The organism is Terasakiella sp. 4MB5A (assembly GCF_050058155.1).
GTDB classification, from domain to species: Bacteria; Pseudomonadota; Alphaproteobacteria; order Rhodospirillales; family Terasakiellaceae; genus Terasakiella; species Terasakiella halodenitrificans.
The window spans coordinates 2,636,553-2,648,648 of sequence record NZ_CP188815.1 but is presented as its reverse complement, the minus strand read 5'-3'; the positions used below and the strand labels follow the sequence as shown (position 1 = coordinate 2,648,648).

Genomic DNA, 12,096 nt, shown 5'->3' with positions numbered 1-12,096 from the left:
ATGAGACAGATGAGCGTAGAACAGACGTTTTTAATGAAATACGGTATCCACAATTTTGTATCTTATGTGGAAAATGGTGGGAAATTTACTTTTTTTATTCGAAAAACCCAACGTGAAGGCATGATCCGCCATGCCATGATGCTTATTCAGGGCGGGTATGGCGAAGCGGCGGAAATCCGTATCGTTTAAAAAGTTATCCCAATGCCAGCCAGAAGCCGACACCGATCATCAAGGTGCCAGCAATGCGGTTCATCATGCGGACATTTCCACTTTTTTCCAGAAAATGCCGCATGGAACGTCCACCGCTTGCATATAAAATCAAGCATAGAAACTCCACAGACAGCAGAATAACAACCAAGCTGGCGATTTGCGGTTCCATTGCCTTTTCTGCATCCAAAAAAGGCGGGAGCAGCGTTGCAAAAAATGCCCAACCTTTTGGGTTGGAAATCGCCGTGAGAAAACCTTGCAGGGCAAGGGCGCGACGGGAAACTTCCTGTGTGCCTGTATCATCCAGTCGAATTGCCATTTTCCCACGTGATCGCCACATCTGAACACCCAGCCAGCCAAGATAAAGTCCGCCAACCCATTTGAAAGCCGTGAAGACTTGTGGGAATTCGAGCATAAGGGCGGCAATGCCGACTGCGGCGGAAATGGCAACAATGCCAACACCAACCAATTCCCCCCACATCATCCAGAACGTGCGACGTAATCCAATCGTCAACCCCATGGTTAAAGACAAGGTCATACACATCCCTGGTGTGATAGAGATAAAAAAGGCTGTTGGCAGAAACAAAAGGATAAGTGTTAAGTCAAGCACGTCTGTAGAACCTAAAAAAGGAAAAGGGCTATATTTGTGTCCTGTTTTTTAGAAAAGGTCAAATGTGTTTTTGACCTATCGGTCAAGTAAGTTTTCCAGCCGAATGGTGAAGGTCTGTTCATGATCGCCAAATCCGATCTCGCCATCTTGAATGTTGGCGTGGATGGTCATTGTGCGGTGTGCCATTTTTTCCAAGGCTGTACTGTCTTCTGGTCGGATATTAAGTATCTGAAGGTTATCGAAACGTCGGACTTGATGTTTCATTTTTTCCCACCAGGGGTCAACGGTGCGTCCGCCGTAACAAAGCAAAGTTACGCGGTTGGATTTGTTGCAGGCTTGACGGATGCGTTTTTCACTGGGCAAGCCCAGTTCGATCCAGTGTTCTATGGTGCCGTCCATGCCGATTTGCCAGAGTTCAGGTTCGCTATCGGTGGACAGGCCTTTTGTGAAGGTCAGCCTTTCATCGGCAAAAAGGGCAAAAGCGAGCAAGCGCAACATCATACGTTCATCATTTTCAGACGGGTGACGTGCAATTGTGAGGTTATGTGTTTCGTAATAATGCCGATCCATATCGGCAATAGACAGACTGGCTTTAAAAATAGTGGCTTTAAGTGCCATGAGAAGACCTTTTTTTGTTGAGGGGGCATATTACTCACGACAGTGTGATTTGTACAAAAGATCTTTTTGTATCATCAATTAAGATAAGAAAGATGGAGATGGGAAAAGCGATGTGGAAATTAGGAATAATCTTGTTTGGGAGTTTCTTTTCGGTGGCTGTGTCGGCAAGTGGTCCAGAAATTATTGATGCAGAAATGCGTTTTTCTCCCGATAGTGCTACATATAATTTTGCCGTCACTGTGCGCCATGATGATAGTGGGTGGGACCATTATGCAGATCGATATGAAATTCGATCCCTTGAAGGTGCTGTTTTAGGTGTGCGGGTTTTGGCACATCCTCATGTCGATGAACAGCCTTTTACCCGCAGTGTAGGTGGCATTCATATTCCAAAAGATTTGACATATGTGCTGATACGCGGGCGTGACAATAAGGGGATTTATGGTGAAGATAAAAAGATCAGAATTGAGCCCTAATTACTGCGACTTAGTAGAAAAGCACCGGCCCCGATCATCAGGGAACCTGCGCTACGATTTAACCGTTTAATGGCTTTCTGTGATGTAAAAAGACGGCGTGCTCGTGATGCAAATCCGGCAATTAACATCAGACCCAACATTAATCCGATGAGGGTGAGAATGCATGCCAAAAGGATGTCATTGGCCTGAAGTGTGCTTAAATCCATGAAGGTAGGCAGAAAGGCAATGTAAAACAGAATAACTTTTGGGTTTGAAGCTGAAATCAGAAACCCTTGTAAGAAGCTCAATCCATGGCCTTTTTTGCTGCCTTTGGTTGGGGCGGCATCAATATTGACGGGTGCGGTCCACATTTTCCATCCAAGGTAAAAGAGATAAATCGCGCCCACAATACGGATGATGCTGAAAAGTTCCCCCCAATGTGTTGCGATTGTAGCGAGGCCAAGACAGGCGGCAATCAAGTATACAATGTCGCTGATAACCATGCCCAGGCTCAGCATAAAGCAAGCACGGCTTCCATCAATCATGGCGCGGGCCAGAATGGCAAAGACACCGGGACCCGGTGTGATACCAAAAATAAAAATGGCGAGAAAGAAGGTGAGGGCGCTTTCCGGTGTCATCGTGATTTTCCACTGTCTGTGTAAGGGAAAATATAGTCGAAAATAAACGTAAGGGAAAAGGATAAAAAAAAGGATGCGCCCTTTTGGATTAGGCGCATCCTTTATGGGTGGATTGTCTTTATGGTTAAGACAATTAATCTTTATTTTTTTGGCCGATTTTCAAATGAGAATAGGTTTGCTCTACGCCGTTTTCCTTGAACCACTGGATTTGCTTGACCATTCCTTCTTTCAAAGTTGTGGTTGCTTTCCAGCCAAAAGCTTTCTCGGTTTCGCTTGGGTCCAGCAAAATACGTGCAACATCGTCATCTTCGGGCGGACGGACTTCAACGGGTTCATCCAGTTCAATGCCGAGGTTTTCGACAATTGAATCAAAAATTTCCTTGATTGTGACATCAGAACCGCTGGAGACGTTATAGGTCCCGGTCGGGGCATCGTCTTGCATGATCCGGTCGAACAGGTCGAGGAAGTCTTCCATTTCGATGAAATCACGCTGTGTATCGACGACAAAACATTTTTTACCTTCAGATAGCCGCTGGTAAAATGTCGGAATAGGCCCGTTGAAATGACGCGGTCCGTAAACACTGGACAGGCGCAGGGAAACGTAGGGCAGTTCGCTCATTTCAATATATTGTTCACCGGCGGTCTTGCTGATGGCATAGCTGGTAAAGGGGGCGACCGGATGATCAATCGGCACCGGGCGAACTTCGGTCCGGCCATAACAGAGAACGGTTTGGAAGTTGATAAACCGTTTAACGTTATGACGCTTGGCGGCTTTGGCGACATAAATCGTGCCCAAAACGTTTGTTGCCGCATCTTCGGCCCAATTATCAAGGTCTTTATAGGCCGCAGCAGAATGTACAACATGTGTCGGTTTAAACGTATCGAAACAATCGTCAACCAAGGCTTGATCGGCAATGGTGCCTTCGATTTCTTTCAGGTTATCATGCGGAGCCAGAGCACCGCGTTGACCCGTTGCGAAATTGTCGATGGATAAAACGCTATGACCAGCGGCCAAAAGACGTTCTGCAATATTGGCACCTAGACAACCGGAACCGCCGGTAATTAAAACGCGCATTGTGGTTGGTTTTCCTTAGTCTTCTTTGTTGATTTTCAGGTGTGTATAACCACCATGCACACCGTGCTTGTCATAGTAAGCAACAATGTCGTGGATTGCCTGTTCCATCGGGGTAAATTCAATTTCACCGAAATCAGCAAAGGTACGGCTGGGATCCAATAAGATGGAGGCCGCATCATCAGCACCCAATTCTTTGATTTCAGGTGCGGGGATCGGGTCCAGTTTCATCGCGCCAGCAACAAGGTCGTAGAAATCCTTGATCGCCCAGTCAGAACCAGAAGAGAAATGATAAATCCCGTTGCCTTCACCATCGACAGCACGCACAACCAGTTTGGCAAGGTCGGGTGTGTAGATGAAGTCGCGACGTGCTTTTGTCGCAAAACATTGTTTGCCTTCTTTGAGGCGCTGATAGAAAATCGGCAACGGACCACTGACGGTGCGCGGGCCGATGACATTTGCCAGACGGAAGGTGACGTAATCAATACCGCTGAGGCGCAAGACTTCTTCAACGGATGTTTTGGTAATGGCGTAAGAACTGTTATCCGGGTTAATCGGATGGTTCAATGTGATGGGGTGTTCGGTTGGGTGAATGCCATAACACAGCGCGGTCTGGAAGTAGATCGTGCGTTTTACATTGTGTTTTTGGCAGGCTTGAATAACATTTACACCACCAACAGAGTTGACCATTGTGTCTGTGACCCAATCGTCCGGGTCTTTATAAGATGCTGCACAATGGACAACGGCTTCGGGTTGGAAATCGGTCATTAATTTATTGAGCAATTCTGCATCAACAATCGAGCCTTCCACAAAGGTCAGGTTTTCGTGATCTTGGATATGGTGTTTTTTACCTGTAGAAAAATCGTCCAGAACCAAAACATGGTCACCGCGTGCAAGCAGTAAATCTGCGATTGTAGAACCGATGTTACCAGCGCCGCCTGTAATGAAAACTTTCACGTCATTGCCTCTTGAAATTTGCCGATTGGGGAATTTTCCATTAAAATAGAAGAACGCCTCTAAATGTCCACAGTAACTTTAATGTTTGGCAAATTTTTATTGCGTCCAAGTGATAAGTTATGATGAAGGATGAAAAAGCTTGTCATATCTATAGTATTTCGCTACTCCATTTTGTCTGGGCGAGTTCTTGGTTCAGCTCGCTTTTTAAGATTTATGCAAACTCGAAAACACGCTGGTTCACATGACATCTGCACAGAAAACGCCTCGCTTCGCCCTAATTGGGGCCGCTGGATATATCGCCCCACGCCACATGCGCGCCATTAAAGAGATTGGCGGTGATCTTGTGACCGCTTATGACGTTAACGATTCCGTCGGGATTATTGACAGTCATTTCCCGGATGCCCGTTTCTTTGTGGAATTTGAACGTTTTGATCGTCATATCGATAAATTGCATCGCCGGGGGGACCAGATTGATTATGTTGGGGTGTGTTCTCCTAATTATCTACACGATGCGCACAGCCGTTTTGCCATGCGGTGTGGTGCCGATGCGATATGCGAAAAACCTTTGGTGCTGAACCCGTGGAACATTGACGGTTTGGCCGAAATGGAACGTGAAACAGGCAAACGTGTTTATTCAATCCTGCAATTGCGTTTGCATCCTGCAATCATTGCGTTGAAACAGAAAATTGATGCCGAACCTGACAAGGTACACGATGTGGACCTCAGCTATATTACATCCCGTGGCCAGTGGTATCATACGTCCTGGAAAGGGGATGTCAGCAAATCAGGCGGCATCGCGACCAATATTGGGGTGCATTTCTTTGATATGCTCGGGCATTTGTTCGGCAAAAACACACAAAGCGTGGTGCATTTACGAGATGATAATCGGGCGGCAGGCTATCTGGAATTTGAACGTGCGCGTGTCCGTTGGTTCCTGTCTGTTGACCGCAATGATTTACCGGAACAGGTTAAAGGGAAACAGCCGACTTATCGTTCCATTACCGTTGATGGTGATGAAATTGAATTTTCAGGCGGTTTTACTGATTTGCATACACAGAGCTATCAACAAATACTGGCTGGCAACGGGTTTGGTCTGGATGATGCCCGTCCATCGATTGAAATGGTTTCAGCCATCCGTAATGCTGATATCAAACCAAGCGGTGGTGAGCAACATAGCTTTACGCAGGACTATCTAAAATAATGACTGAGCAGGCGCGTTTCTCCGGGGTTTTTATCCATGAAAGTTCCTATGTCGATGACCCGTGTGAAATCGGCGAAGGGACGAAAATTTGGCATTTTAGCCATATCTTGGGCCGTGTGAAAATCGGTACAGACTGTAATTTTGGCCAAAACGTCGTTGTTGGCCCGGATGTCACCATCGGCAATAAATGCAAGGTGCAAAATAACGTCAGTATTTATGCGGGTGTCACGTTGGAAGACGGTGTGTTTTGTGGCCCGTCCTGTGTCTTTACCAATGTAAACAATCCCCGGGCTGAGATTGAACGCAAATCGGAATATCGCAAAACTGTTGTTAAACGTGGTGCGACGATTGGCGCGAATGCAACGATCGTTTGCGGTCATGATCTTGGGGAATATTGCTTTATTGCAGCCGGAGCCGTTGTCTCAAAAGATGTCGCCCCTTATGCCTTGATGGCGGGTGTTCCGGCAAAACGAATTGGCTGGATGAGTAAGGCTGGTGCACGTTTGGGGGAAGATTTGATCTGTCCACTAGAAGGGACGCAATATCGCGAAATAGTCCCCGGTGTCCTTGAGGAAGTGTAACGATGAGCCAACCGTCTATTCCCTTTATTGACCTAAAAGCGCAGCGTGATCGTATTCGCGATAAAGTTGATGCAGCAATTGCCAAGGTTATTGATCACGGGGCCTTTATTATGGGGCCGGAGGTTGGCGAATTTGAAAGCAAGTTGACGGATTTTACCGGAGCTGATCATGTTTTGTCCTGTGCCAATGGAACCGATGCGTTACAGCTGGTTTTAATGGCGGAAGGGGTCGGACCAGGGGATGCGGTTTTTGTGCCTGCAATGACATTTGTGGCAACGGCAGAAGTCGTTCCCTTGTTGGGGGCGACGCCGTTTTTTGTGGATGTTCTGCCGGATACGTTCAATATGGATCCAAACAGCCTGAAACAGGCGGTTTTGGATGCTCGCGCACAAGGTTTAACACCGAAAATCGTGATCCCGGTCGATTTGTTTGGGCAACCGGCGGATTATGACCAAATCAATCCTATTGCAGCCGAAAATGATATGATTGTTGTGGCTGATTCTGCACAAGGCTTGGGTGGTTCACTAAACGGTGTGCGTGTTGGTAAACTTGCAACATGGACCACGACCAGCTTTTTCCCTGCCAAGCCGTTGGGATGCTACGGTGATGGTGGCGCGGTGATGACAGATGATCCTGAACGGGCCGCAGTGATTAAGAGTCTGCGTGTTCATGGTAAGGGCGGGGATAAATACGACAACGTACGTGTCGGTATAAACAGTCGATTGGATACCTTACAGGCCGCCATTTTGATTGAAAAACTCGCTATTTTTGAAGATGAGCTTAAAGCCCGTGATCGTATTGCCCAGCGATATAGTGAAAAGCTGAATGCCCATATTCAAACACCACGTGTGATGCAAAAAGCAACCTCTTCGTGGGCGCAGTACACGTTGGTGTCTGAGGGGCGTGATCAATTGCAAACGTCGTTAAAGGAACAAGGTGTTCCCTCCGTTTTCTATTATCCGATCGCGTTGAACCAACAGACGGGATACGCTGCTTATCCTTGTTGTCAGCAAGGGGTCGGGGTATCTGAAAAACTGGCAAAATCGGTGATTAGTCTTCCGATGCACCCCTATCTGGAAGAAGAAACGCAAGACATGATCATTGAGGCTGTGATCAAATCACTGTAACGCACAAACCAATAGCGTTTAGGATATGGCTTTATAAATATAATCCATACGCTTGGTGTAGGTGTGTTCTGCCATTGTAAATTCGTATGTGCGCTCAGCCAGTTGTGTACGAAACGTTACGTCTGCAAGCTTATCAACGGCTTCTTGTGCGTTAGACAAGTCTTCCTTTAAAGGGATGTAATGTTCATCTGCAACAAAGATATCGTTATAGCGACCTTCCATCATAATTTGACAGGTCTGTGTGCCCACCGCATCGAAATGACGTGAAGAAACACATTTCCCGCTGATTTTTGGCGGGAAGGGTTTGTCTTTGAAAAAACGTTCATAAACTTCGATAAAATCTTCATCTTGCCCGATCAAGGCTTCGTGGCGAATAACGCCTTTACTGAGAATTTTGATCAGCCATTGGCGCACGCCCCACGGCAATTTATGGGCAAGGCGACGCAAAGGAGATTCCGACGCAATTGTCATGCTTGCCCCGCCACTTTTGGCTTTGATCCAGTCTTTAATCGCGTTCATCGTGGTATCGTCTTTATCGATCCAATGTCCGCCGGCCTCATTGCTGACTGTGGCTTTACAGCTGTTTAAAAAGGCGGCCCATCCTTCACGATCCAATCGGCTGGAAGTACTGATGTCTGTGATTAAAGGCGGGGAAAAAGCATTGGCTTCGAACAAATCAATCAGGCGGTTACGGTCTTCATCCCCAATAAATGTTGCGGGATATCGAAAGGATCGCATACCAACGTCGATTGTTCGATCTTTTTGCGCAATAACAGGTTTAAAGGCATCGGGGTTTAAGGCATGGGGGACAGCCAATACTTTGGCCCCGGTATCACTGTACAGATATTCGCCAGTTTCCAATAACAATTGTGTGGCGATAAAATCAGCACCGGCATCTTTTAAATATTGAATTTTGGGCACCATTGGGGCACCGGGCAAACTGATTTCATTGCCGACAAAAGACAAAAGCTTGCCTTTGCGTTTTTGCAATGCAGGCAATATTTCACGTGCGTAAATCAAATTATCGGCATTTACGGAATGCAGAAGGACAATCAGGTCATATTCTGCAATTGTCTGAATAAAGTCTTTTTTCGGCTCATTGACGGCGATATTAAAGGATCTGGTTTTGAAATACGGGGCATTGCTGAAGGCATCAAGCCAATCGTCGTAATAGGACGCGCGACTGCCATAGGCAGAATAGACAATTGCAGTGTTTAGATCCGATGAACGCATATTCTTATCCCAAGTAATCTTCTATTGCCTTCAAGATGACATGGGAGGCACGACCATCACCATATTCGTCTATATCTTTGCGTTCTTTATAATCACAAACTTTCCATAAGCGGTTCCAACCACATTGGATTGTTTCCACCCATTCGGTTTCATCGCGCAAGGTGACACATGGTTTTTTGTGGAAATAGGCTTCTTTTTGTAAGCCGCCTGAATCTGTATAAACCGCTTTGGAGGCACTGAGTAATTTAGCCATATCCAAATAACCGACAGGATCACACAGGGTCAATCCATCAAAGTTCAGACCAAATCTTTCTGCCGCCCCCCGTGTTCTAGGGTGAAGGGGCAGGACAACAGGGCATTCCTTTGCCTTATCTTTTAACCAATCCAGAACGTGTGTCAGGTTTTCGCATGTGTCTGTGTTTTCCGCGCGATGGAGCGTGGAAACGGCGTATTGATCTTCGCGCAGGCCCAGCTTTTCCAATATGGAAGAAGTTTCTTGTGCTTTTTGGGTGGCAAAGTTGGTAGCATCGAACATGACATCCCCCACCTTGAAGACGCCTTTGGTAATCCCTTCGGCGTTCAGATTGTCAACAGCGGATTGTGTCGGGCAGAATAGCAAGGTGCTGACATGATCCGCCATAACGCGGTTGATTTCTTCGGGCATCGCACGATTGAAAGATCGCAAGCCCGCTTCGATATGCGCCACCGGAATGAGCAATTTAACCGCAGCCAAGGCACCGGCAAGGGTGGAGTTAGTATCCCCATAAATCAAAACCATATCGGGTTTTTCATCCAGCATGACGCGTTCGAGTTTTTCCAACATACGGCCCGTCATTTCACCGTGCCCACCGCCATTGACGTTCAGGCTGTGTACCGGTTTGGGGATGTCCAGTTCATCAAAGAAAATGTCGGACATATCCGCATCGAAATGTTGCCCCGTATGAACCATGATTTCCGTCATATCGGGGAAATCCAGAAAAGCGCGACTGACGGCGGCGGCCTTAATAAATTGCGGACGTGCACCGACGATGGTGAGGATTTTTTTGCTCATAGTTTCGGCGTCCTTAGCGCGGGCCGTCGTTGTTTAAACGTTCCATGAAGTAATCATGTTGTGTCATGCAGCGTTCAATGTTGGCACGGTTTTCTTTTGTCCAGGCAATGGTTTTTTCCAAACCTTCGCGCAAAGAAACCTGGGCGACAAAACCGATGGTGTTTTTGGATTTTTCAGTAGATCCAAAACGACAGCCGGAACGATCCCACGGGCGGGGCGGTTGAATGATCATTTCGGTTGTGTTGCCGGTGATGTCGTTAATGGTTTCTGCCAGTTCTTTAATCGTGGTTTCCACACCGGAAGCCAGATTGTAAATCTCGCCCGCATCCCCGTTTTTCGCACAGCACATCAATCCGCGTGCCATATCTTCGACAAAAATAAAGTCGCGGCTGACCTGACCGCCATTATCAAGTCCCAAGGCTTCGTTATTTAAGGATTTCCAGACAAACGTCGGGGTCACATTGCGCCAAACGGTATGGCGTGTGCCACGCCATCGCCCAGCCCCCAGCATTTCACGCGGGCCAAAGACATTTTGGAAACGGGCTTTCACAAAAGGCAGGCCGTGTTGCAGGTGGTAATAGTTGCCATACAATTCCCCAACCAGTTTGGAGATGGAATAGGGACTGTCATGGACCAAGGAAACAGGGGCATCTTCGGCAGTTGCGCGGGCTTCATCATATGTTTTTTCCGCAACGGCACATCCGGCGGCAGCGTAAACGACTTTCTTAATCGACTTTATGTCTTTCAAACGATCAAAAAGCTTTAAGGTTGTCAGCGTATTGTTTTCATGATCCGCCAGTGGGTCGTGAATAGAGGATTGGTTGCCATGATAACAGGACAGGTGCCAGACGTAATCCAGATCATGTGGCAAGCCTTCTAAAATGGCATCGTCGGTAATGGAACCGTAAACGAAGGTCACGCGCGCATCGGTCGGGACATTTGAAATGTCAGATGACAGCAAGTTGTCAACGATCATGACTTCTTTTGGATATTGTTCCAGTAATTTTAGAACAAGGTTGGAACCAACAAAACCAGCCCCGCCGACAACTAATAATTTTTTACCGGAAAATTCAGAAAAATTGTTCTCGATAGTCATAATAAAATCCAATTATTTCACGCAATAGAATAGGACACTTGTGTGTTTTTGTAATGACAACGACTTTTACAGCTTTTCTGTATCTGTGCCAATGGTTGTTGTGGGGACCGGAAAATATTTCAGCCCGCAGCCTTGCGACGTGATGCGACGGTCGCTTTATGTTTTGTGCGCCATTCGATTAATTGTGCAAGTCCTTCATCCAAACCCGTCTGCGCTTCAAAGCCAATTTCATCTGCGGCTCTTTTGGGGCATCCGACACGGTTGGTAACCAATGTTGCCTGTGAACGTTCTTGATATTGAATAGGCTGTGTGCACCCTGTTAGTTCAACAAGTTTTTCTGCCAGTTCTTTCAAGGATGTACGAACACCTGTGCCCACATTATAGTAACGGTCTGAGGTGTCGGCCTTCATTGCGCAAATGTTTGCTCGCCCGCAATCTCCGACAAAAACAAAATCAAATGCCTCTGAACCATCGCCAAAAATTGTTGGGCTTTCACCTTGATCAATGGCGTCCAGCATTTTCATGATAACCGCAATATAGGCACCATGATAATCTTGGCGCGGTCCATAAACATTCATGTAACGCAAACCGACTTGGTTCAAACCATAACGGTTAGAAAAGGCCGTTGCCATTGCTTCCCCACAGATTTTGGTCGCGCCGTAAAAGTTTTTGTTATGAAAGGGGTGGTCTTCTGTCATCGGATCTTCGACGGCATCGCCATATACAGATGCTGAGGAGGACCAAACCAAACGGTCGATATTATTCTGACAGCATGCCTCCAATATATTGAACATGCCTTCGACATTTACACGAAAGGCAGAGCGCGGAAATTCATGACATTGCAAAAGCCACAAAGCTGCAAATTGAAAAACACCATCTGCGCCTTGCAAGGCTGCAGATAACAAATCTGGTTGGGTGATGTCGCCGCCTGCCTCAAAAATTGTGACCCGATCATCCTTCAAAACATTTTCTAAATTTTCAAGCGAGCCACGAGAGAAGTTATCATAGATAACGAGTTCCTTGATGTCCTCTTTCAACAACTCTTCCATTGCATGAGAGCCAATTAGGCCCGCCCCGCCAATGGACACAATTTTTTTACCGCGAACATCCATGATGATGTACCTTTCGTTATCTTGAGGTCGTTCTCTAATACCGCTTGAACGGTGCGACCATAAACAAATCAATAAAAAATAAAAAGTGATTTTGGAGCTGAGCAAATGACGAAATTGTTATAATTTGTTCTGCTTTTGATT

14 protein-coding genes are annotated in these 12,096 nt (G+C 46.6%); 5 read left to right on the top strand and 9 right to left on the bottom strand.

Translation table 11 applies throughout. The features are described from left to right. Nucleotides 1-9: 9 nt before the first annotated feature. Entirely contained in the window at nucleotides 10-189 is a 180-nt protein-coding gene (locus ACI0FF_RS12360) for a hypothetical protein (protein ID WP_419797127.1), read from the top strand. A gap of 4 nt (nucleotides 190-193) precedes the next feature. On the opposite strand, the gene ACI0FF_RS12355 is transcribed toward ACI0FF_RS12360, so the two are convergent. Both ACI0FF_RS12355 and ACI0FF_RS12350 read right to left on the bottom strand, forming a co-directional pair. Next, on the bottom strand, nucleotides 194-745 hold the full coding sequence (locus tag ACI0FF_RS12355) for a LysE family translocator (RefSeq protein ID WP_419797126.1): 552 nt from the start codon (nucleotides 743-745) through the stop codon (nucleotides 194-196). 147 nt (nucleotides 746-892) lie between these two features. Beyond that, nucleotides 893-1,435 (bottom strand): YaeQ family protein, encoded by a 543-nt coding sequence (locus tag ACI0FF_RS12350; protein WP_419797125.1) that lies wholly within the window; start codon nucleotides 1,433-1,435, stop codon nucleotides 893-895. Between the two features lie 152 nt (nucleotides 1,436-1,587). On the opposite strand from ACI0FF_RS12350, the gene ACI0FF_RS12345 reads away from it, so the two are divergent. Beyond that, complete coding sequence (locus ACI0FF_RS12345) at nucleotides 1,588-1,908, top strand: hypothetical protein (protein ID WP_419797124.1); 321 nt, start codon at nucleotides 1,588-1,590, stop codon at nucleotides 1,906-1,908. On the opposite strand, the gene ACI0FF_RS12340 is transcribed toward ACI0FF_RS12345, so the two are convergent. The 3 genes from ACI0FF_RS12340 to ACI0FF_RS12330 form a co-directional block, all read right to left on the bottom strand. Next, nucleotides 1,905-2,525, bottom strand: a complete 621-nt coding sequence (locus tag ACI0FF_RS12340; RefSeq protein WP_419797123.1) for a LysE family translocator — start codon at nucleotides 2,523-2,525, stop codon at nucleotides 1,905-1,907. The genes ACI0FF_RS12345 and ACI0FF_RS12340 overlap by 4 nt on opposite strands. A 133-nt stretch (nucleotides 2,526-2,658) precedes the next feature. Continuing rightward, nucleotides 2,659-3,600 carry an NAD-dependent epimerase/dehydratase family protein gene (locus ACI0FF_RS12335; protein ID WP_419797122.1) on the bottom strand — a complete coding sequence of 314 codons (942 nt, stop codon included), beginning with the start codon at nucleotides 3,598-3,600 and terminating at the stop codon, nucleotides 2,659-2,661. A 15-nt stretch (nucleotides 3,601-3,615) separates the two neighbouring features. Further along, a complete protein-coding gene (locus tag ACI0FF_RS12330; RefSeq protein WP_419797121.1) occupies nucleotides 3,616-4,554 on the bottom strand; it encodes an NAD-dependent epimerase/dehydratase family protein in 939 nt (312 codons plus the stop codon). A gap of 241 nt (nucleotides 4,555-4,795) precedes the next feature. On the opposite strand from ACI0FF_RS12330, the gene ACI0FF_RS12325 reads away from it, so the two are divergent. Genes ACI0FF_RS12325 through ACI0FF_RS12315 form a run of 3 tightly spaced genes read left to right on the top strand, consistent with a single transcriptional unit; the run spans nucleotide 4,796 to nucleotide 7,463 of the window. After that, entirely contained in the window at nucleotides 4,796-5,755 is a 960-nt protein-coding gene (locus tag ACI0FF_RS12325; protein ID WP_419797120.1) for a Gfo/Idh/MocA family oxidoreductase, read from the top strand. Next, nucleotides 5,755-6,336, top strand: coding sequence for an acyltransferase (locus ACI0FF_RS12320; protein ID WP_419797119.1), 582 nt, complete (start codon nucleotides 5,755-5,757; stop codon nucleotides 6,334-6,336). Before ACI0FF_RS12325 ends, ACI0FF_RS12320 begins: the two co-directional genes overlap by 1 nt. Before the next feature lie 2 nt (nucleotides 6,337-6,338). Beyond that, a complete protein-coding gene (locus tag ACI0FF_RS12315) occupies nucleotides 6,339-7,463 on the top strand; it encodes a DegT/DnrJ/EryC1/StrS family aminotransferase (RefSeq protein ID WP_419797118.1) in 1,125 nt (374 codons plus the stop codon). 18 nt (nucleotides 7,464-7,481) lie between these two features. Here the strand turns inward: ACI0FF_RS12315 and ACI0FF_RS12310 are convergent, their stop codons facing one another. The 4 genes from ACI0FF_RS12310 to ACI0FF_RS12295 all read right to left on the bottom strand — a co-directional run bounded on the left by ACI0FF_RS12310 (nucleotide 7,482) and on the right by ACI0FF_RS12295 (nucleotide 11,955). After that, nucleotides 7,482-8,696, bottom strand: a complete 1,215-nt coding sequence (locus ACI0FF_RS12310; protein ID WP_419797117.1) for a glycosyltransferase family protein — start codon at nucleotides 8,694-8,696, stop codon at nucleotides 7,482-7,484. A gap of 4 nt (nucleotides 8,697-8,700) precedes the next feature. Continuing rightward, entirely contained in the window at nucleotides 8,701-9,747 is a 1,047-nt protein-coding gene (wecB, locus tag ACI0FF_RS12305; protein WP_419797116.1) for a non-hydrolyzing UDP-N-acetylglucosamine 2-epimerase, read from the bottom strand. 13 nt (nucleotides 9,748-9,760) lie between these two features. Further along, the gene (locus ACI0FF_RS12300) at nucleotides 9,761-10,843 is read right to left on the bottom strand and encodes an NAD-dependent epimerase/dehydratase family protein (protein ID WP_419797115.1); all 1,083 of its coding nucleotides are present in this window, start codon (nucleotides 10,841-10,843) and stop codon (nucleotides 9,761-9,763) included. 119 nt (nucleotides 10,844-10,962) lie between these two features. Then, entirely contained in the window at nucleotides 10,963-11,955 is a 993-nt protein-coding gene (locus ACI0FF_RS12295; protein ID WP_419797114.1) for an NAD-dependent epimerase/dehydratase family protein, read from the bottom strand. Between the last annotated feature and the right edge of the window lie 141 nt (nucleotides 11,956-12,096).

What these genes read in the sequence shown, in the direction of transcription:
- ACI0FF_RS12360 (WP_419797127.1), top strand. Translation starts at nt 10, where the DNA reads ATGAGCGTAGAACAGACGTTTTTAATGAAATACGGTATCCACAATTTT.
- ACI0FF_RS12355 (WP_419797126.1), bottom strand. Translation starts at nt 745, where the DNA reads ATGACCTTGTCTTTAACCATGGGGTTGACGATTGGATTACGTCGCACG.
- ACI0FF_RS12350 (WP_419797125.1), bottom strand. Translation starts at nt 1,435, where the DNA reads ATGGCACTTAAAGCCACTATTTTTAAAGCCAGTCTGTCTATTGCCGAT.
- ACI0FF_RS12340 (WP_419797123.1), bottom strand. Translation starts at nt 2,525, where the DNA reads ATGACACCGGAAAGCGCCCTCACCTTCTTTCTCGCCATTTTTATTTTT.
- ACI0FF_RS12335 (WP_419797122.1), bottom strand. Translation starts at nt 3,600, where the DNA reads ATGCGCGTTTTAATTACCGGCGGTTCCGGTTGTCTAGGTGCCAATATT.
- ACI0FF_RS12325 (WP_419797120.1), top strand. Translation starts at nt 4,796, where the DNA reads ATGACATCTGCACAGAAAACGCCTCGCTTCGCCCTAATTGGGGCCGCT.
- ACI0FF_RS12320 (WP_419797119.1), top strand. Translation starts at nt 5,755, where the DNA reads ATGACTGAGCAGGCGCGTTTCTCCGGGGTTTTTATCCATGAAAGTTCC.
- ACI0FF_RS12315 (WP_419797118.1), top strand. Translation starts at nt 6,339, where the DNA reads ATGAGCCAACCGTCTATTCCCTTTATTGACCTAAAAGCGCAGCGTGAT.
- ACI0FF_RS12310 (WP_419797117.1), bottom strand. Translation starts at nt 8,696, where the DNA reads ATGCGTTCATCGGATCTAAACACTGCAATTGTCTATTCTGCCTATGGC.
- wecB (WP_419797116.1), bottom strand. Translation starts at nt 9,747, where the DNA reads ATGAGCAAAAAAATCCTCACCATCGTCGGTGCACGTCCGCAATTTATT.
- ACI0FF_RS12300 (WP_419797115.1), bottom strand. Translation starts at nt 10,843, where the DNA reads ATGACTATCGAGAACAATTTTTCTGAATTTTCCGGTAAAAAATTATTA.
- ACI0FF_RS12295 (WP_419797114.1), bottom strand. Translation starts at nt 11,955, where the DNA reads ATGGATGTTCGCGGTAAAAAAATTGTGTCCATTGGCGGGGCGGGCCTA.